A 20080-nucleotide genomic window follows, 5' to 3' on the forward strand; every position below is an offset into this window, starting at 1 on the left:
ATTTGAACCATCGGCCTTCTGGAGGGAGCCGACGCGTGAAAAGCAGTGCTCAGGGTTCCGGTGTCTGTCGCCGGAACCCTGAGCACGTCGTCGTCAGAACATGGTGTTGCCGTTGGCGGAACTCTCCGGCACCTCCTGCACGGCGTCCCAGTGCTCGACGATCCTTCCGTCCCGCACCCGGAAGAGGTCCACGACGGCCTGGCCACGCGTGCCCGGCGTGTCGACGTAGTTGCTGTGAACGGCCACCAAGTCACCCTCGGCGACGATCCGCTTCGGGATGATCTGCAGCTGCGGGAACTGTGTGAAGTAGGCGCCCAGCCCGGTCTTCACACCTGCCACGCCGTCGGGGATGTTCGGATTGTGCTGGTCATACTCGGGGCCCACGTACGCGTCGATGGCGGACAGGTCCTTCGTCACCAGGAGCCGGTCGACGAACGCGGTGACCAGCTTCTTGTTGTACGCGGTGAGCCACGCCGGACCCGGCGCCTCGGTCCGCACCGCAGAGATCGGCCGCTCGTGCTCCTGCCAATGCAGCACATCCTCAGCCCGAGCCCGATGCAGCAGATCCTGCCCCCGCGCCATCCGATCCGCCCGACGCGGCCCCTTCGTCGCCCCGCGCGCCTCGGCGGCAACCTGCCAGTACTGGCTGCCATCCCCTTCCGCACCAGCGGCTTTCGGCCGACTCCGGAACCGGCGGTGCACCGTCCGAATCGACCAGCTGCATGCTGAGGCCTACCGAGACGACCCGCGCAACGCAGGTTCTGTCGCGCCTGGTTCAGTGATCACCACATTCGGAGACCTTGTCGCGGCTGGGCTCGATCCCTCGCTGGTGGCTCACGGCGCGCCCGTCTGACGCCTCGCCCCTCGCGGGGCCGGACATCAGACGGGCGCCTTTCCGTGCATGTCAGGCGGGCTTGGCCGCGGTGTAGCGGGTGGCCACGTCGGCCCAGTTGACGATGTCCCACAGGGCGGTGACGTAGTCGGCCTTGACGTTCTTGTACTGTAGGTACCAGGCCTGCTCCCAGGCGTCGAAGACGAGCAGCGCGGTGTTGCCGATGCCGACGTTGCTCTGGTGGTCGTAGACCTGCTCGACGAGGAGACGGCCGGAGAGCTGGTCGTAGGCGAGCACGCCCCAGCCGGACCCCTGGACCGTGGTGGTTGCCGCGGTGAGCTGCGCCTTGAAGCCGTCGAAGGACCCGAAAGACGCGTCGATGGCGTCGGCGAGCGCGCCGTCGGGCTTGTCGCCGCCGTCTGGGACAGGTTCTGCGTGTAGATCGAGTGCAGGATGTGTCCGGAGACGTTGAACGCCAAGGTCTTCTCCAGCCCGACGATCGCGGCGAAGTCGCCCTTCTCCCGTGCTTCGGTGAGCTTGTCCAGGGTGGTGTTGGCTCCGGCGACGTAGGTCGCGTGGTGCTTGTCGTGGTGCAGTTCCAGGATCTCCCCCGAGATCGCCGGTTCCAGGTCGGCGTAGTCGTAGGGAAGATCCGGCAGGTTGTAGATCGCCACGATGCGGCCTCGCGGTCTGCCGTTTCGACGAGCTCCAGAAGGGCGGCCAACAGGCTCTAGGCTAGGACGCAAGGAACGGCGCGTACCGACTGTCGAACGCCAGGTGGAGCTGGGATCGCACAGCGCGAGCGAGGTCATCTGCCAGCACTTCGTCGGCCCCGCTCTCCAGACCGTCGAGCACCTGGGAGACGACGTCTCGAGGGGAGGCCTTCGGGGCGTCGACGCCTGAAGTCATGTCAGTGTCGACGTAACCCATGTGCACGCCGAGCACCTGTACACCGCGTGGGCGAAGCTCCAGACGCATTGCCTCGGTTGCGCTCCACAGCGCGGCCTTCGAGGCGCTGTAGCTCTGTCCGACGGCGAGCCACGCCAGCACCGACGCCACGTTCACTACCGCGCCGGACCTCTCGACCACACCGTCGATGAACGCAGAGGTCACCGCCAGCGGCCCCAGGAAGTTGACCTCCAGCTCTCGCCGCAGTTTGGTGGTATCAGGCTCGAGAACTGAGGTGGGCGTGCTGATTCCTGCGTTGTTGACCACGATGCTCACGTCCGATGCCACACCGGCGGCCCGACGGATCGACTCGGGATCAGTGACGTCAAGTTGTAGCGCCACGACTCGCGGGTCACGGCTGTCTATCGATCTCGGGTCTCGCGCCCCCGCGAATATCTTCGCGACTCCACGCTCGGTCAGCTGGGCGACGAACTCACGTCCCAGGCCGCGGTTGGCTCCGGTGACGAGAACAACCCGGTCGTCAAGTCTGGTCACGCATTTCTCCTTACACAGCTAGTGCTCCGGTTGTCGCGGATGCGACAGACCACGAAACGGGAAATCCTTCTTGGGCAGGCGGCAGGCCCGGGACCGGAAGCGTTGGCAGAGATCGACTAGCGTCCTGAATCTCAATTTCCGGGTTCATCATAGAATATCAAGCTGTTCGTCGGGGAGCGTTCCTGCGCCTCTTGGAAATGGCGGACGCCTCGGTGCATGCCGGCTACGACCTGCGCCTGGTCCTGGACAACTGGGCCACCCACAGGGCCGAGCCGATGAAGAGCTGGCTGCTGCGCTCCTGCGTCCACCCGGCCTCACCTCCCGGATGAACCTCGTGCAACGCTGAACTGGTCAGTCCTGACACTCGCGGTTCCCCGCACACCAACCCAGAAAGGGCTTGGCGTGCGGGGTGGTTTGAGGACTGCTGGCCGGCTGGGGAACCTGATGTTACCGCGTTGACACGAGGGATCGTCAGGCACCGGATTGCGGCGAGGAAGCAGAGCCCGCCGGCCGTGATCCAAGCCACCAAGTAGTCGCCATGCACCTGCCGGACCCAGTCAGCGTACGACGCGGCGACGCCTGCGCCAACCATGTGGCTCGCAAAAACCCATCCGAACACAACGCCCGACCGTTCGAGGCCGAAATGAACGCGACACAGCGCGACCGTCGGTGGCACGGTCGCCACCCAGTCCAGTCCGTAACAGACCACGAAGACGATGAGCGACGGATGCAGCCACATCAGCGTCTGATCGGCGTCGCTTCGTGTGGGCGCCGAGTTTGGGTTTGCACGGCATCAGGCGAACCTCCTCTTTCGCCACGTCTTTAGCTCGACGCAGTCGGGCGCGGGGGGAGCCAGCCTCGTCTACGGCGGTGTGTTGTTCCGTGCCCAGCCGGCGTTCTCCGAGGATCCGCAGTGGCGCACGCTTGGCCGGTGGGATCAGGTGCTTGAGCCCCACTACGCAACTGCCGGCGCGCAGCCGAGGCAGGGCCGACGTCGGTCACGCGTTGGTCCTGTGGGTGACGACGATCTTTCCACTGGCTCGGCCTTGCTCAACGTAGGCCATGGCGTCCAGCGTCTGATCGAAGGCGAACGTCCGATCAAGGACGGGGCGGAGCGTTCCGCCGTCGTACAGGGGCGCCAGCTTCGCGAGCTGAGCTCCGTCGGCGCGCATAAAGAAGAACGAGTAATGCACGCCGAGCTTCTTGGCCTGCTTGGCGATCTTGCGGCTCATGATTGCCATAACCGGTTTGAGGAGGGGCTGGCCGATCTGCGAAGCGAAGCCGGGATCGGGCGGCCCCACCACGCTGATTGCGAGTCCGCCGCGCTTGAGTACGGTCAGCGACTTCTCCAGGTTGGTACCGCCGAGCGAATCCAGTACGACGTCGTAGCCGGCGAGAATCTCGGCGAAGTCCTGCTTGGTGTAGTCGATGACCTCGTCGGCACCGAGGTCGCGAACCTTTTCGATGTCCTTGGTGTGGGCGGTTGTCGCCACATACGCACCGAGGTGTTTGGCGACCTGGACAACCGTCGATCCCAAGCCTCCTCCGCCGGCGTGGATGAGAACCTTGTGCCCCGGCTCCATCCCGGCGAGGTCGACCAGGGCCTGCCATGCCGCGAGGGCAACCAGCGGAACTGCGGCGGCCTCCTCGAATGACAGTGCTGTGGGCTTCAAGGCCACGTCGCCTTCGTCGATCGCGATGAACTCCGCGAACGTGCCGATGCGCAGGTCGCGCGGTCGGGCGTAGACCTCGTCGCCGACCTTGAACTCGCGGACGGAGGCACCTGTTTCCGTCACGACTCCCGCGACATCGTGGCCGAGCGCGAAGGGTGTCTTGTACTTCAGGAGCTGCTTGAACTCGCCGTCACGGACCATCTTGTCGAGCGGGTTAACGCTGGCCGCGACGACCTGGACGAGCACGTCGTGGTCACCCGCGGTCGGTCTCGCTACGTCCACGGCTCTGAGGCCGCCTTTGCCGTAGGACTCGACGACGAACGCCTTCATCTCAACCTTCCTTGGGGGTGGCGCACTGTTGGTGGGGAGTGCGCGGAGTGTGGACTTGGCCACCTTGCCGACGGCGTTGCGTGGGAGCGACTCCATCACGTGGATCGCAATGGTCGCTTGTAGCCGCCGAGGCTGCGCGCGCAGTGCTGGAGCAAGGCGTCTGGGTCGACGGTCTGGCCAAGGCCGGGCTGGACGATCCGGTGCCCACAGGTTGCGGCGGGCGCACGGTCCGGCGGGCGGCACCGCCAGAATCTTGGCCAGCATCGCCGTAGCGGCGGGCGGGAAACCACCTCCCTCGACTACCGCTGGAGGAATTCGAGGGCCTTTTCGACGAACTGCCCGTGGAACTGGAAGATGCCGCCGTGGCCGGCGTCGGGGTAGATCACCAGCTCGCTGTCTGGTAGGCGGCGAGCCAGGTCGGCCGAGTTCTTCGTCGGCACCATCCTGTCGCTCTCGCCGTTCGCGACGAGCACGGGCTGGTGAATGACGGAGAGGTCGGACGGCTGCTCCAGTCCCCACCGGTGGATGGCCTTGAGCTGCGCGCCGTAGGACCTGAGGGAGATTGCCTTGTCCCGGTTCTCGGTGCGTTCCTTCAGGCGGGCCAGGAACTCCTTGCCTGCCCGACGCCCGTCGGGAGTCCTGGTGAAGAAAAGGAACTGCTTCGGGTCCTGCAACGTGAGCAGTCCCCGGACGGTGTCCAGATGCGACAGTCTGGTGACGTTCTTGATGCCCTCGCCGCCGGCGGGCCCCGTGCCCGCAATGATCATCTTGCGGACGAGCTGCGGCTCGTCCCGAGCGATAACCTGGGCGATCATACCGCCCATGGAGAAGCCGAGCAGGTCGACCTTGTCCAGACCCAGCGCCCGGATGAACATGACGGCATCCTCGGCCATCGCCTGGATGGTGTTCGGCGTCGAGCCGGTGGACGCGCCGACGCCCCGGTTGTCGAACGTGATGACCCGGTGTCTCGTGGCGATGCCGTCGACGACCCGAGGGTCCCAGTTGTCGAGGACCGCGGCCAGGTGGGTCAGAAAGACCACCGGGACGCCGGTCTCCGGGCCGAGCTCGCGGTAGGCGAAACCCACGCCACCGGCGGAGACGGTCCGGGTCTGCGCGTTCTTGAACGACGTCACCACGTCGTACCGCACCCTTTGTCCATTATTATTCATGAGCATGTCCCTTTTGTCATGTTCTGCGAACGTGGGGCGCCACACCCACTCGCCGCCCCAGGAGAGAACGGAAAAACCTCCGCGGGGAAGAGGTCGACCTGGGCGACGAACTCGTCAATGTGCTGGAACAGGAGGCATGGCCAGCGTCGCGGTAGGCGGCGAATGTGGAGTCGGGGACCTGCTCGACCGCCCTGTAGGAGGCGACGGCGGGGATCACCACGTCGTGGATCCCGTTGGCATACGGGACCGGCTGGCTGATCGCCCGCAACTCGCACCTGAGCCGGTCCCAGTCGACGGCCAGAAGGCGGGCGACAGCGGCGAGCCGGCCGTGCGCAGGTCGACCCGCGTCAGGAACGGTGCGATCGCGTTCATGGACGCCCTCGGCCGGTGGGTAAGCCTCAGGACACCCACCGAGGAGTTCGCCGGCACGTGAAGACCGCCGACACGCACCGCGACAGCGCGGTTCACAAGCGTGTCAGCAGTGTAGATCGCCATAGTTCCCTTCCCATGTCTCCCAGACCGCGGCGGCAGTCCGCGGCTCGACGGCCGCAGGCCGAGAGGCCCGGGTTCCCGCGGCCCAACCCACGACCATCCCGTGCGGACGATTGAAGTATGATCGTAATCATATCACTGATCGCAAGTGTCGGGCCGACCGAGATGAGGTGACCCGGCCGACACGAAGGCCGTCAGCGTCGAGCGCTACCGCGAGGACGTGTGAGCATCCGGGACTCAGCTTCGAGGACTGCCATAGGCCACCACTTTGCCGCGCAGAGCGACGACGCTGTCACCCAGCGAGTGGCGTCCACGCCGCGCCCCAGCACGTGCCAGTTTTGTCCAATGATGCGAACTTCCAGGGTCGTCGCCGCTGCGGCCGCCCCTGCGTGGGCTCGATCCCAGTGTGCCGGCATTTGCAAGGATTGGCCCTCCGCTGCCTCGCTTTTGTAGCCGCTCACACTCGGTCAATAGCGGAAGTGGAACGGAGCCGAAATTGGAACAGAGCCGTCACGGAACAGTCCCCTGATCCGGGACGGAATAGGCCCGGCGGCCCCCGCCTGGCCTGGATGCCGTCCGGTGGCACCACCAGTCTTCCGCTGCTATTGCGGTGTGGAGGGTAGCTGTGCTGCTTCCACCCGGTTACGTCCGTGGTTTTTGGCTTGGTAGAGCTGGCTGTCGGCGAGGTCGATGAGGGTCGCCTGGCTGGTGGTGAGGGTGGGGGTGGTGGCTGCGACGCCGATGCTGATGGTGACGTAGGTGTCCAGGGGGTGTGGTTCGGCGAGGTTCGTGACGGCGGCGCGGAGGTTCTGGGTGAGTGTGGTGGCGGTGTCGAGGTTGGTGTGTGGCATGACGATGAGGAATTCTTCGCCGCCGTAGCGGGTGGCTGTGTCGGTGGGGCGGATGTTGTCGGCGAGGCAGGTGGCGACGTGTTGGAGGCAGTGGTCGCCGGAGGTGTGTCCGTAGTGGTCGTTGTAGGGCTTGAAGTGGTCGATGTCGATCATGGCGAGGGCGAGGGGTGTGGCTTGGCCTCGGGCCTGGTGCCATGCGGTGTCGAGGATCTCGTCGAGGCGCCGTCGGTTGGCGAGTCCGGTGAGGGGGTCGATGGTGGAGAGTTGTTCGAGCCTCTGGTTGGCGGCGGCGAGTTGCCGGGTTCGTTCGGCGACCTTGCGTTCGAGTGAGGTGTAGACGAGGACGTTGTCGAGGGAGACCGCGAGCTGTCCGGCGACGAGCGTGACCGCCTCGAGGCGTTCGGTGGTGAACGCGTTGCGGATCATCTGGTTTTCCAGCAGCAGCATGGCCCGTAGGTCGCCACGGATGGTGATGGGTACGGCCAGCAGTGAGCATCGGTCCTGGTCGAGGAAGTAGGGGTCGGCGCGGAACCGGTCGTCGCGGGTGGCGTCGGGGCTATTGAGGGGTTCGCGGGTGCGTTCGGCGTAGCGGATGACCGAGGACGGCACGAGGCGGTGGTGGCTGGCCTGCCGGAGCGAGATCGTGGCGCCGTTGCTGCTGGGCAGGGACCAGCTGTGGTCGTGCGGGTCGTGGAGCAGGAGGTGGACGGTGGTGGCGCCGGTCATGGTGGACAGGGTGTCCACGAGTCTTCTTCGTAGGCCCTCGATGCCGGTCTCGGAGCTGAGTGCCTGGGAGGCGGTGACGATGCCGCCGAGGTCGAGGGTGCCGGTGGTGACCGTGGCGCGGTAGGCGGCGGGCTGCTCCGGCAGCGGGCTGGCCGGCTGCGTGTCGGTGGGTTCGGCGTGGACGGCCGGGCGGGCCCAGTCGAGCTGGCTGACTTTGGCGGTCGCGCCCCAGGCGAGGTAGTGATCGCGGGCGGCGGCGAGCAGAAGGTGGCCGGTTTCCTGGATGCCGTGGGCGAGGTAGAACCGGGCGGCCCGTTCCAGGATCAGTGCGCGGTGCCAGGGGCGTGCCCTGGTGGCGGCTTCTCGCTGTGCCAGGTCGAAGGTGTGTATTGCTTCGTGGAACGCGCCGGTGGCCCAGGCACGTTCCGCTTCCGCCAGGCGTAGGAGGTGCAGGAAGTTGGCCGGTGCGTCCGCGGTGCGCGCGGCCAGCCACTCGATGGACTCGTCGAGTTCGGCGAGGTGGGCGTCGCGCTGGGCCAGGTCAGCCGTGCGAACCTGCTCCGCCAGCGCCAGGGCCCGCAGCAGACGCGCCTGGGCTACCTGGTAGGTCGCCTCGATGCTCGGCAGCCACGGCATCAGCGCTTCGGCGTGCCGGACCAGATCAGCCGGATGATCGAGGATGGCCGCGGCCAGTGCTCGGGTCAGGTGCAGGTTGGCGATCGCGGCCTGGTTGGCGGTCAGCGAACTCACCTGGGCCGCCTCGTCGGCCGCCGAGTAACAGGCCGCTCCGCGCAGCACTCGTACCAGCTGCCGCCACATCCGGAACGACTCTTCCGTGTAGAGGTTGCCGGTGCGCGTGGCGAACGCCATCGCCTCGTCGACCTCGGCGGCAAAGGCGTCGAGCGACGGTGCGCAGTCCAGCAGGTTCCATCCCAGCAGGGCGTGGGTCCAACACGCGTACTGCAGGTCACCGGCCTCGATCAGATCCTCCAGCGTGCGATACGCGGCGGACACGTTCTCCTCGAGCGGATCGAACCAGTGGCCGGTACTGAGCAGGTACAGGTACCGCACTCGGTGCAGGGCAGCGCCGTAGCCGCGTGCCTGACAGACAGCGAGGATCCGGCGGAGGATGCGGTACCCGGTGCGGTAGTCGTGGCCGCGGGCGATGGTCACAAACGTGGCGAGGCCCGCAGGGCCGGCCAGGGTGGGATCCGGGCCGTATCGTGCCCACAGCTGAAGCGCCGTCGCGGTAAGCCAGGCCATCATCGCCCGGTCGGCGAAGTACGCCGCAGGCATGAGCCCGTCGACAACCTTGATAGCGCCGAGTCGCGAGCGGTCGGTGATGTCCGGTCGTCCCAGGTCGTCGGAATCACTGGTCTGGTCGATCCACCGGTAGAGCATGTCGAGCCTGCGGGCGATATCCGCTTCCAGGTGGTCGCGGTCCGGGACGGCGAGGCCGAGTTGTCGCAGCTCGCGAAGACCGAGCCGCATCGCCTCGCCGGCGCAGCCACGGTTGGTGAGGCTGCGCAGCTGCACCACGGTGGCAGCCGCGCGTTGCGAGGCGTGGGTACACAGCTCGCTGATGGTCTGGTAGACCTCGTCCCCTTCGTCGAGACGGCCAAGGCTGTACAGGGCGGCGTGCCAGTCAATGTGGACGGCGATCAGCTGGTCGGTGTCGACCGGGTCGATGAGCGTCACCGCCGCGGCCAGGAACCTCTCGACCAGCGGATAGTTGCTCAGGAGCTTCGCCTCGTCGGCGGCACGCCGGAAGAGTCGGACCATGAGCCGCCGCTCCGCCGGAACGTGCACGGCGTCCACCACGGACAGGTACTGCTGCGCCGCCACCGCGAAGAACGCAGGTCGGCTGGCCAGACGACGGGCCACTCGCAACCGCACGTCGCGCTGTTCCTGCGAGCTGACACGACGCAGGACGGACTCCTGCGCCCGATCGTGGTGAAACCGGATGGTCGCCCGGCCGTCGGACTCCAGCACCAGCAGGCCGTCAGCGAACGCGGGGGCAAGCCGCCGCTCGACCTCGTTCTCCGCAAGCCCCGCCGCGGCCGCCAGAACGTCCAGCTCAACACGACCAGCCAGACATGCCATCGTCGTCAGAACATCCGTCGTATCCGGCGGCACCTGGGCCACCCGGGCGGCCAGCAGATCGGACATGTCCACGCGGTCCAGCCGGGCACGCAGCGTGTCCCGGTCCCACCGCCAGCGACCGTCTCGGACCGTCAGCGCGTCCTCGTGACGCAGCATGGTGAGCAGCTCGACCGTGTCATACGGATTACCTCCGGTGGAAGGCGCGATCAGCCGTGCCAGCTCCGTGGCGAGCCGTGGGGGCAGGCGCAGCAGGTCGGCCATCATGGCGGCCTGGCCTGCCGGCGCCAGGTTGCCCAACCGCAGGTGGCGTGGCCCGGTCGGGCGGCGATGCCAGCGGGCGAGCATCGGCGTCAGCGGATGAGCGGCGTCCACCTCGCTCTCCCGGTAGGCCCCGACCAGCAGCAGTCCCTCGACCTGTTCCTCGCCGTCGAAGATCAGGTCGAGGACGCCCAGCGGTGTCCGACCCGCCCACTGCAGGTCGTCGACGAAGAACACCACCGGCCGCTTCCGGCAGGCGACCGCGCGTAGGACCGCGGCCGCGGCGTGTTGGGTCCGCACCTGAGCGGTCAGCGGGTCCCCCGGCTCCGGGGGAACCTTCAACAGGGTGGCCATCTCCGGCGCGACCGCGGCAAGCAGCCCGGAGTTCGCGCCCAAGGCCCCCAGCATCTGGTCACGCACCTCGGCCAGGTCGTCCTCCGGCTCGGCCAGTAGCAGCCGGCTCAGCGCCCGCAGCGCCTGCCGAACTCCGTCGTACTCCTGGTCGCGGCGATACTGGTCGAATTTGCCGGCCACGAACCAGCCGTCACTGCTGGCCACGATCGGCCGCAACTCGTTGACCAGCCACGTCTTGCCGACCCCTGGCGCTCCGCTGACCAGGATCCCCCGGCGCTGGCCCGCCATTGCCTCGACGAACACGGCGCCCAGCTCGCCGATCTCCTCGTCCCGCCCGGACAGCCGGGACGGCGCCAAAGCCCGCGACGGAAGATCGTGGTCACCCGGATGCGTCACCACGCCGCCACGACGCACGACGGCAAGATCACTCAATAGTCCGTCCGCGCTCTGGTAGCGATCATCTGGCTCCTTCGCCAACAGGTGCGTGATGATCGCCGACAACCCTGTGGGCACCGCCGGGTTCAGCACCGATGGTGCCACCGGCACCCGCGCGAGATGATCATGAATGACCTTCAACGGGTCGCCGGCGCCGAACGGCGGCGCGCCGGTCGCGAGCTCGTAGAGCGTCGCCCCGAGCGCGTACAGGTCAGCTCGCTGATCCACCGGGCGACCGGTCCGGCCGGTCTGCTCAGGTGCCAGGTACGGAATCGTCCCGACAACCTCGCTGGGATGAACGAACTCCGGCTGAACTTCCACAAACGTTGTCGCGACCGCGAAATCAGCCAGAAACGCCGTTCTTCGATCCTCACCCACCAGTATGTTCGCGGGGCTGATATCCCGATGCATCACGCCACGGCGGTGCATTTCCGCCACAGTGCGCGCCAACGACACGGCCAAGTCCAGCAGCTCGCCCGGACAGCAGGGAGTGCGCCACTCGGACAGCGCCGTGCCACCCACGTCGACCAGCAGGATAGAACCCGGACAGGGCTGCGCGCCGGCCGCCAACCCCACAATCCCCTTGATACCGGACAGCCCTTCCAGGATCTCAACCTCATGGTGCAACCGCCGCTGCGCACCTGACCCGAGCGGCTCCTTACGGATCACAGTCCGAGCCGGGAACACCAGACGGCTCACCCGGGTCCGCTCGCTCTCATGGAGCAGCTCCACCCGCAACACCGCCGGCGGATCCCGGCTCGGTCCCGTGCGCTGCGATCCCACGTGCCTGCCCCCCACGGCGCCACAGACAACTCGCGCGGTCAGTGTGCCCTGATCGCAGCGACGCAAGCACACGTGGCCACGGCCTACCGCGCGCTACCCGTTGGGGGCCGCAACAAAACTTGGAGTAACGATCGGCGGGCTTGGCTGGATGCGACAGGCCGCAGCGAACATCGCCCGATCCGCCCAGGTTAACCGTCGTCGAACGACCTGGCGACGCAGAACAGCCAGCTCGTGGCGCAACAGAGGGACCGCTAGGGCCCGCATCAGCGCTTCGCGCGGGTCATCCCTGACACGTCCCGGAACGACGCGCGTCCATGCCGACCGGGCCACCCACCGGCAGCCCACCCAGATCAACTGATCACAAAACTACGGCTGCCGTACTAGAGAGGTACGGGCTGGCGTGGATTCTTGGCTCACCCGCTCGTGCCTCCGGCTGAGCGGGTGAGCGGTCAGGTGGTTTCGCGGTGTACGAGTTCGGCGGCGTTCTCGGGCGCCTGCCATCGCTGCAGCGGATGGCCCTCAACTTCGTGGAGGGCGAAGTAGGCGAACCCACGGCCGAGGGCGGTGGTGTCGAACCCGATGGTCGACAAGGCAGGGGCGAACGTCGCCGCGATGAGGCTGTCGTCGTGGCCGATCACCGCGAGATCCGCAGGCACCCGCATTCCCGCCCGCAGTGCGGCACCGACCACGGTCGCGGCGACGTCGTCGTTGAACGCCACGACGCCGGTGACCCCGGCGGCGTGCCAGTCACGCACGACGCGCTCGGCGGATCCATCACGGTAGTTGATGAGTCGAAGATCCGGCGGCGGCAGTCCGAGCGAATCCGCGTGGTCGCAGGCGGCACGGTGGCGTGCCTCGACGAGAGAGTATGGTCTCGGTTCCTCGAGCGCGGCGTATACCAGCTTCGTGAACCCGCGCTCGTGCAGGTGCGCCACCTGCAGCTCGGGTCCGGTACGGACGGCCATCCTGAGTTCGGTGTTGTCCCAGCGGGCAGGGTCGGGATAGATCCGCCGGATCCCGCAGCCGCGCATCGAGACGAAGTCGTCGTCGCTGAACGGGACGAGCCCGAAGACGATGTCCGGGTTCAATGACTCCCACAGCGGGCGGGTCGCCCCGTTGGGACGGCGGGCGTAGGTGACCAGCGAGTAGCCGGACTCGTCCAGCACGCGGGACGCCTCGTCGAGCCAGTTCCGGAGGAGGAACTCCAACGGCCAGTCCGGCAGGACGAGCAGGATGATCCTGCTGCGGCCACTGACGAGTGCCTGGGCCGCGCTGTTCGGCCGATACGCCAAACGCGACGCCGCCTCCAGCACACGCGCACGGGTGCTCTCCGAGATCGTCTGCCCACGGGTGTTATTGAGGACGAAGCCCACCGTGGCGGGCGACACCCCCGCCGCCCGCGCGACGTCGGCGGCCGTAACACGCCGTCCCGCCGCAGCGGCCATCGTCTCGACCTTCGACACGCTCAGCAGCGTATCGCCAACTTGCTCGCGCTAGCGACCCCTGCCGACGAATTCACATGGTCTGGAACGGAAATGAACGTAACTGCGGGCGCGCCAGCCTGACCCGAGCGGCCCTTGGCCGCTGGGACGTGAGTTCCGGCGGCTGTTGGCCGCTGGGGCGTGCGCGGGTCAGCGAGCGTGACGTGTCAGCCGGCGGGCCGCCCCGAAGGGCCAGGAGGACTCAGAGGAGGAGCGCGGCTCGGTTCCTCGTCGGCGAGCGCCCTCTCGACACGCCCACCAGGCCGGCCCTCCACCGCGACCAGCCATTCTGCGACGTCCCACGCGGCGCGCCCACTCACACCCGAGACACCCCAACTCCGAACCCGGATGACAAGGGAGCAGCATGAGTACCGACAGCGAGCTCGAGGAACTGCGTCGCGAGATCCGCTATGTGAAGGACCGGATCGAGATCCTCGACTGCGTCAACAAGCAGTCCCGCGGCCACGACCGGCACGACGCCGAGCTGATGACGAGCGTCTACGCCTGCGACGGGATCGACGAGCACGGCCCGGACGTGATCCCCGGCCCCGAATACGCCGCATGGGCCAACGGACGGCACTCGACGGTGTTCGCCGACCACCTGCACAACATCACGACCCACACCTGCGACATCGACGGCGACGAGGCGCACGCAGAAAGCTACGTCATCGGCACGATGGTGGGCCGCGACGGCAAGACCCTCGCCTTCATGGGCGGCCGCTACCTGGACCGGCTCGAACGACGCGACGGCACGTGGAAGATCACCCTGCGGCGCTGCACGATCGAATGGTCCTTCACCACCGACGCCTCCTTCCTGAACTCCGGCGCCTTCAAGGGCTTCCTGAAGGGAACCTGGGACACCAGCGACCTGTCCTACGCGCGGCCCCTGAAGCTGGACACCGAACCCGTGACCCGCTGGTGACCCCCAGCAGCCGGCGAAGCCTTACCGACACCCCTGCGGAGCCGGGCAAGCCGGCAGGCAGGTGTTCGCACTCCGTCCGGCCCGCCGTCTCGCCTGCAGCTCGCTGGACCTTGTCCTCACGGCCGGCGACCGAGACGCTCAGGCCGCGGACGCGGCCTGAGCGTCAGGCGAACGCAGCGGCGACCCGAGCGACGTAGGAAATGGTTGGCCGGGTGACGCCGAACTTGTCGGCGATGTGGGGGCCTGTGGACTCGGCGCCACCCGTGCCAGTTTCATCGCGCATCCTGCGCTAGCTGCGAGGCAGGCTCATCCCGCAGCCCGTCAGCCCGCGATCGGCGTGTTGCCGAGGACCTTGTACTTAGCCGGCTGGCCCTTGCTGTCCAGGGTCGTTGACAGGCCGCCGAGGACGCAGACAGCGGGCTCCGCCGGGATGGCCTTGCCGTTGCAGCGGTATTTGATCCCGCCGCCGCCCGGCAGCTCCGTCTCCTTCATCGCCTTGATCGTCGAGGTAATGGTCGCGGGAGTGATGTCGCCCGTGATGCCCTGCGTCCCCGCCTGGAAGCCGGACATGATCATGAACATGATCATGCTGTCCTGGAAGCTGAGGTCGATGCCCTTGCCGTAGGTCTCGGCGACCTTGGTGTAAAGCTCCATCGACGGGCTGTCCGGGCCGACCGGCGCCGTGGCGCTTATGACCATACCCTTGAGCGTGCTGCCGGGGACCGCCTTACGGGTGGCGTCGGTGATGCACTGGGAGATGGCGCTGATGGTGCCGGTGAAGCCGACGGCCTTGAGGCCGTTCATGGCGCTGATGCAGAACGAGTCGTTCCCGATGATGAAAACCTGGTCGGAGCCGTTACCGGCGATCTGCTGCATCTGGGGTGTCATGTCAGCGGTACCCGGAGCGATCCGGAGGAGCTCGTAGCCGATGCCGGCCTTCTGGAACAGGGGCGGCGCGACCTCCTGGGCGGAGTGGAGCGCGGCGGGCACGTCGATGACGATGGCGGTGACCTTCTTGTTACCCTCGTCCTTGGCGACCTGAATCGGCATGTCAATCACGGAGAAGGTCGGGCTGGCCAGCGAGAAGGTCGTCGGGCTGCCGAGCACCTCGGGATGGTCCGAGCCGTAGAGCATGACGGGGATATGCGCGTCGTTCAGTGGCTTCCAAGCGCTCTCGATGACGGCGGACGTGCCGATGAGGGCGGCGGCGACGCCGTCACCGACCAGCTCGTTGCCGCAGTCCGTGGCCTTGGACGGATCACCCAGGGTCTCGCAGATCGTCAACTCGATAGGGTGGCCGCCGATGCCGGACTTGTGCTCGTTGAGCCACTTGGCCGTGGCTTCGGCCACTCTATTGTCGTTTCGATGGTCCGCGATCGGACTGGCCCCATCCGTGATCACACCGATCTTGACCGGGGCGCCGGTGGCCTTGGCGATCGGGCCGAGTAGGTCCTCGGACCCCGCGGAGCCGCTGGCCGCGGGGGTGGAGCCACCCTGGTCGTCGGAGCCGCCGCCACATGCTGAGACGAAGGCCAGACTCGTAGCCAAAAGGGCGACGCCAACGAGCTGTAACCCGGCCGGGCGGGTGCGCGGCTGCGAGGCTGCACCGGTTCCTGGCGATGGGACAGATGCCCGCTGGGGGGCCGGTCTCCAGATGTTTAACATGCTTCCACCTTGTCGCCGGATGTTGGAGATTACGAAGGAACGCCGAACCGCTTACGACGAGTGGCCGACGGCTTGTGTGAGGAAAACAATTTCAAGATTCGGAGCGGAATCCAGGCCACGGGTCGCGCCATCGCCGAACGCGCTGCGGGCTCGAGCGTCGGCAATGGCTCAGCACATCGGACATGCCGCGCACCCCATCAAGAAATGATCATCCAGTCAAGCGGCAACGTGCGTCACCGCCGAGGGGAAGGCTTAAAAGTGCGCCTTGACAGCGCTGGGGTGCCGTGATTGTCGGTGAAGACGCCTCGAACTGGCGCGCGCACTCTGAGCTCCGGCTAAGCCGACTACCGCGCCGAGGTCCGAGACTCCGCGAGCTGCCAGGTCGCTTGCGCCACAAGGTTCAGGATCGGCGTCAGTGGGCGGAATCAAGTGGTCAAGGCGACGCCTTTCATGGTTCGAGTACGACCCGGCTCAAGCCGAAGGATGCCAAGTCTCGCCCTTGTGGAAGAGGCCGCGCGGCCGGCCGAGGGGCAGGTCAAGGTGGGTCCGAATGCCGGGCGGCGCGGCCACGACGTCGTGGATCAGGTTGACGACCGACATGCCCGTCCAGATCCGGCCCGGGTAGCCGGGGTCGCCGGTCGCGCTGGGTTCCAGATGCTCGAGGGTGATCCGCGTGGACGGCTCGCCGACGAAATCGACGATGTAGCGGTTCGTGCCGTCACAGATGTCGGGCGTGAGGTCGTCGGCCATCTTCCAGTTCGACAGGAAGACGAGGGCGGGATGGCCGTCGACGATCGCCTCCCACCGCCGGCGCATCCCGGCCACCGTCCCGGCCTTGATCTCCCCTGCCGCGACGGTGAGATCCCGGTCGCTCACGGCCATGACCAGTTCGTGGGTGTACCTCTCGACCTGGAGGCCCAGTGCGGCCGCGAGCAGGGCCATGGACTCCTGGTAGGGCGCGTCGATCTCCCCCATGACCGCCTGGGCGTGCCCGCGGGCCTCGTCGGGCTCAAGCCCGAATCCGAACAGACCGAAGATCATGGCAGCGCCGGGATGGTCGCTGAAGTCGCACACCTCGGTCACGACCAGCTGGTCGATCCGGCTCATCAGCCGGGAGCTGACGAGCGGGAAGATGTCGCCGATGAAGCCCGGGTGGATGCCGCCGCCATGCAGCGTGGTTCCCCCGGCCTCGCAGGCGGTCCGCAGCCGGATGGTCCGTTCGTCGTCCGGCTGCGGGAAGGTCAGGCCCACCGCGGTCACGACGTTCTTCCCCGACCGCAGCAGCGACTCCAGGTCGTCGACGTCGACCGCCAGCGGCAGATAGTTCACGCAGTCGGCCTCCAGCGCGAGAATCGCCGCTTTGTCTGTCGTGGCGGCGACGCCGATCGGGCCGATCCCGGCGAGGACGCCGGCATCGACGCCGTCCTTGTCGGCGGAGGTCGTGTACACGCCCTTCAGCTCGAACATCTGGTTCGAGGCGAAGTGACGAATCGAGATCTGGCCGATCTTCCCGGTCGCCCACTGGATGACGCGAACGGGGTGGGACGAAGTGGTCATCAGTTATCTCCGATCATCGCGGACACGGCGGCCGACGCAGCGGCCAACGAACGGGCGGGAAGGCCCTGGGCGGCGGCCACTTCGTTTCCTTCGGGCCAAGCCGAGAAATTCTGCACCCTCCGGCCTTGGCCAGGGCCAACACGCGCTTGTCCTTGATCCGTTTTCTTATCCGGTCCATCAACGCGGTGTGATCGATCTCGTCGAAACACGCGTGGGTGTCCGCGTTCCTGCGCCGGATTGGCTGGCGCGTGGCGCGCGTGTGGGAGGCCGCGCTAGGCGCCCGTGAGGAGGATGGCCTGTCGTGGGCAGGCCGCGGCGGCCGCACGGATGTCGGGTGCCAAATCGTCGTCGGGGTTGTCGTCGAGCACCGTCAGGTGGTCGTCGGGGCTCAGTTCGAAGACGGTGGGTGCGATGCTAACGCAAAGGGCGTTCTGTTCGCATCTGACTTGGTTGACAGTCACGTTCATCGCGTGCTCCGCTGCTTCGCCAGTTCGCTGGTGGTGGCGTGCGGGTTTGGGTCGGTGGGGTCAAGGAGTTCGCGGAGCAGGGCGACGGTACGGCGGGCTGACGCGGCTCTGGCTGCTGGTGTGTCGCCAATTCCGAAGACAGCGGCCCAGATGTCGGTGGCGCCGGCGTCGAGGAGGGACTGGAGTTGGTGGCGTACAGATGTCTCGGTGCCGACGATGGCGGCGTCGGCCGGGTCGTTGGCACCGCCGATGGCGAGGATGCGCTGGTAGTTCGGCATTCCGCCGTAGGTGGCTGCGTGGGCGGCGGCGGCCGCGCGGGCTTCGGTGAGGTCGTCGTGGAGGGCGACGGGGAGGCCGGCGACGACGCGTGGCGCGGGCCGTCCGGCGGCGGTCGCGGCGGCGCGGACCCGAGGGGCGACGTGTGTCTCGATCGCGCGGGCGGGTGCCATCCACAACACGGTGCCGTCCGCGTGTTCACCGGCAACGCGTAGCAGCCGCGGGGCCATCGCCGCGAGCAGGACCGGGACAGGGTGCGATAGCGGGACCATCCTGCCGGCGGAGCGGGTGGACCAGTCCTCGCCCTTGAAGTCGACGTCGTGTCCGCGGAGCAGGCTGGTGAGAATGGTCAGGTATTCCTCGGTGCTGCGCCCGGGATGGTCGTAGGACATCCTGTACACGTCGCGGATGAGGGCTTCGTGAGAGGGCCCGATGCCGAGGGTGAACCCAGGTCGACCCATGGCGGCGGCGACGGACGCGGCGCGGTTGGCCTGCAGGAGCGGGTGGCAGGGGTAGGTCTGCAGGACGGCGGTGCCGAGTTCGATCCTGGTGGTCTCGCGTCCGGCCAGCGCCATCGCGACGAGGGGGTCGCCGGTGACGACGCTGGCGTACCACAGCGAGGTGAAGCCGTCGGCTTCGGCGCGACGCGCCTGCTCGATGATCTTGTCGGGCGTGGATGCGCCCCCGGTGAGGCCGATGCGCACGGTAAGCACCTCCATGTGTGCCGGGTGAAGCTGTCGGGTGAAGCTGTCTGCCGGGTGAGGCTGTCTGCGGGCTGGTGGCAGCCGCGGGCTATGGGATGGACGGCTCGGGAGCCGTGTCGCCTGGGTCAGGCGATGGCTTCGATGCCTGCCAGGGTGGTGCGGTGCATGAGCCGGGGTGCGGTCGGCTGGTAGGGCAGGGCTCGGTGGAGCATGCCCGTGTTGTCCCAGATGACCAGGTCGCCTCGGCGCCAGTCATGACGCAGCACGAAGCGCTCGTGGGTCGACCAGGCGAGGAGTTTGTTGAGCAGAGCGCGGCTTTCGTGCGCGGGGAGCCCGACGACGTGATCTGTTGTGGCTCCGATGAGCAGTGACTTGCGTCCGCTGCGACGTGTCCAGATCAAGGGGTGCTCGCGGGACGGTACCCGGTTCCAGACAGCGCGTTCCTTGTCGGAGGGATGGGGGTGGGCCAGGAGCTGGGAGGCGGCGAAGCTGTGCACGACGCGCAGCGTCGCCAGATGTTCCTTCTCCTCGTCGGGTAGTGCGTCGTAGGCGGCGTAGGTGTTGGCGAACTCGGTCTCACCGCCCTCGTCGGCGACCTGCCGGGCGGTGAGAAGGCTGGCCTTCTGTGGCACGTCGTCGTTGACTCCGTCGATGTGCCAGAAGAACGTGCTGCGCCGGTAGTTCGCCAGGTCGCTCTTGGCCGGGTCGAGGCTGATCGGGGAGATTTCGGGGTAGGAGGCCAGCCCACCCATGGGGGCGACGACGACGTCGCCGAGCAGGCGGCTGAAGGCGACAAGGTCGTCGTCGCTGATGTTCGCGTCGCGGTAGACGAGGACTCCGTAGGTGTCCAGCGCGGCGAGGCTGTCCGCGGCGACCTGCCGGTCGACGAGCTGGTGGCCGGACAGTCCGACGACCTCGGCACCGACCGCGGGTGAGACCGGGGTGACGGCGATGCTCATGGATTCCTCTCGGTGGCGGGGGCGGCGTGCAGGTGGTGGAGCTCGTCGTCGAGGTCGAGGTCGAGAGAGCGCATCATCCAGGCGATCGTTTCGTAGGCACCGACAGTGAAGATCACGTCGAGGAGCTGCTGGCTGTCGAGTGCGTCGGCGAGTACCGCCCAGGTCGGGCCGCTGATCGCGCCGTCGGCGATCAGCTCGTCGGCCGCGCGCAGCAGCGCCGCCTCCAGCGGTGTCCAGAAGGGCGCGTCCGGTCCCCACGCGATCCGGCCGATCTCCTCGTCGGTCAGCCCGGCGTCGCGGCCCATGTAGACGTGCTGGGCCCATTCGTAGGGGCACTGGCGCAGTGTCGAGACTCGCAGGACCAGCAGCTCTCGCTGTCGTTCGGACAGCGTGGTCGCCATGATGATGTGGCCGTTGAAGGTGAAGAACGCCTGGGCGAGCGCCGGGTGATGCGCGAGCGCCCCGAGCGTGTTCATCGACTTTGGTCGGTTCTCGAGGACCGGACGGGCGTGCCGTGGCTCGGGTGGATCCATCGCCGCCAGCGCCTGACGCATGCGCGCCGGCCACTGTTTGATCGCGAGCGGTTCGATGCGTGCCACG

15 protein-coding genes and 1 pseudogene are annotated in these 20080 nt (G+C 67.4%); 3 read left to right on the forward strand and 13 right to left on the reverse strand.

Annotated elements, in window-relative coordinates; genetic code table 11:
- Positions 1-93 precede the first annotated feature (93 nt).
- From BCD48_RS41875 to BCD48_RS41885, 3 genes and pseudogenes are all read right to left on the reverse strand, one after another.
- Positions 94-498 carry a nuclear transport factor 2 family protein gene (locus BCD48_RS41875; protein ID WP_241842397.1) on the reverse strand — a complete coding sequence of 135 codons (405 nt, stop codon included), beginning with the start codon at positions 496-498 and terminating at the stop codon, positions 94-96.
- Between the two features lie 406 nt (positions 499-904).
- Positions 905-1506: pseudogene (locus BCD48_RS41880) on the reverse strand (superoxide dismutase).
- A 61-nt stretch (positions 1507-1567) separates the two neighbouring features.
- Entirely contained in the window at positions 1568-2275 is a 708-nt protein-coding gene (locus BCD48_RS41885; protein ID WP_071053954.1) for an SDR family oxidoreductase, read from the reverse strand.
- Positions 2276-2466: 191 nt separating this feature from the next.
- On the opposite strand from BCD48_RS41885, the gene BCD48_RS51795 reads away from it, so the two are divergent.
- Entirely contained in the window at positions 2467-2604 is a 138-nt protein-coding gene (locus BCD48_RS51795; protein WP_157910632.1) for a hypothetical protein, read from the forward strand.
- 669 nt (positions 2605-3273) lie between these two features.
- On the opposite strand, the gene BCD48_RS41890 is transcribed toward BCD48_RS51795, so the two are convergent.
- Positions 3274-4278: an NADP-dependent oxidoreductase gene (locus BCD48_RS41890; RefSeq protein ID WP_071053955.1), complete on the reverse strand. Its 1005-nt coding sequence runs from the start codon at positions 4276-4278 to the stop codon at positions 3274-3276.
- 299 nt (positions 4279-4577) lie between these two features.
- Positions 4578-5426, reverse strand: a complete 849-nt coding sequence (locus tag BCD48_RS41895; RefSeq protein WP_198543617.1) for an alpha/beta fold hydrolase — start codon at positions 5424-5426, stop codon at positions 4578-4580.
- A 244-nt stretch (positions 5427-5670) separates the two neighbouring features.
- On the opposite strand from BCD48_RS41895, the gene BCD48_RS51800 reads away from it, so the two are divergent.
- Complete coding sequence (locus tag BCD48_RS51800) at positions 5671-5880, forward strand: hypothetical protein (protein WP_157910633.1); 210 nt, start codon at positions 5671-5673, stop codon at positions 5878-5880.
- Between the two features lie 661 nt (positions 5881-6541).
- Here BCD48_RS51800 and BCD48_RS41905 read toward each other — a convergent pair.
- Both BCD48_RS41905 and BCD48_RS41910 read right to left on the reverse strand, forming a co-directional pair.
- A complete protein-coding gene (locus BCD48_RS41905) occupies positions 6542-11449 on the reverse strand; it encodes a diguanylate cyclase domain-containing protein (protein WP_071053957.1) in 4908 nt (1635 codons plus the stop codon).
- A 449-nt stretch (positions 11450-11898) separates the two neighbouring features.
- Positions 11899-12894: a LacI family DNA-binding transcriptional regulator gene (locus BCD48_RS41910; RefSeq protein WP_071053991.1), complete on the reverse strand. Its 996-nt coding sequence runs from the start codon at positions 12892-12894 to the stop codon at positions 11899-11901.
- A gap of 400 nt (positions 12895-13294) precedes the next feature.
- Between BCD48_RS41910 and BCD48_RS41915 the strand changes: the two genes are divergently transcribed.
- Entirely contained in the window at positions 13295-13852 is a 558-nt protein-coding gene (locus tag BCD48_RS41915; RefSeq protein ID WP_071053958.1) for a nuclear transport factor 2 family protein, read from the forward strand.
- Between the two features lie 321 nt (positions 13853-14173).
- Here BCD48_RS41915 and BCD48_RS41920 read toward each other — a convergent pair whose 3' ends face one another.
- The 6 genes from BCD48_RS41920 to BCD48_RS41945 all read right to left on the reverse strand — a co-directional run bounded on the left by BCD48_RS41920 (position 14174) and on the right by BCD48_RS41945 (position 20079).
- Positions 14174-15517 (reverse strand): ABC transporter substrate-binding protein, encoded by a 1344-nt coding sequence (locus BCD48_RS41920; protein WP_071053959.1) that lies wholly within the window; start codon positions 15515-15517, stop codon positions 14174-14176.
- Positions 15518-15988: 471 nt separating this feature from the next.
- Positions 15989-17074: an NAD(P)H-dependent amine dehydrogenase family protein gene (locus tag BCD48_RS41925; RefSeq protein WP_071053960.1), complete on the reverse strand. Its 1086-nt coding sequence runs from the start codon at positions 17072-17074 to the stop codon at positions 15989-15991.
- 272 nt (positions 17075-17346) lie between these two features.
- The gene (locus BCD48_RS41930; RefSeq protein WP_071053961.1) at positions 17347-17541 is read right to left on the reverse strand and encodes a ferredoxin; all 195 of its coding nucleotides are present in this window, start codon (positions 17539-17541) and stop codon (positions 17347-17349) included.
- Positions 17538-18521, reverse strand: coding sequence for a TIGR03564 family F420-dependent LLM class oxidoreductase (locus BCD48_RS41935; RefSeq protein WP_071053962.1), 984 nt, complete (start codon positions 18519-18521; stop codon positions 17538-17540). The genes BCD48_RS41930 and BCD48_RS41935 overlap by 4 nt, the downstream gene beginning before the upstream one ends.
- Before the next feature lie 125 nt (positions 18522-18646).
- Complete coding sequence (locus BCD48_RS41940) at positions 18647-19480, reverse strand: TauD/TfdA dioxygenase family protein (RefSeq protein WP_071053963.1); 834 nt, start codon at positions 19478-19480, stop codon at positions 18647-18649.
- Positions 19477-20079 (reverse strand): carboxymuconolactone decarboxylase family protein, encoded by a 603-nt coding sequence (locus BCD48_RS41945; RefSeq protein ID WP_071053964.1) that lies wholly within the window; start codon positions 20077-20079, stop codon positions 19477-19479. Before BCD48_RS41945 ends, BCD48_RS41940 begins: the two co-directional genes overlap by 4 nt.
- Between the last annotated feature and the right edge of the window lies 1 nt (position 20080).

The sequence above is a fragment of the Pseudofrankia coriaricola genome, assembly GCF_001854805.1.
Taxonomy (GTDB): domain Bacteria; phylum Actinomycetota; class Actinomycetes; order Frankiales; family Frankiaceae; genus Pseudofrankia.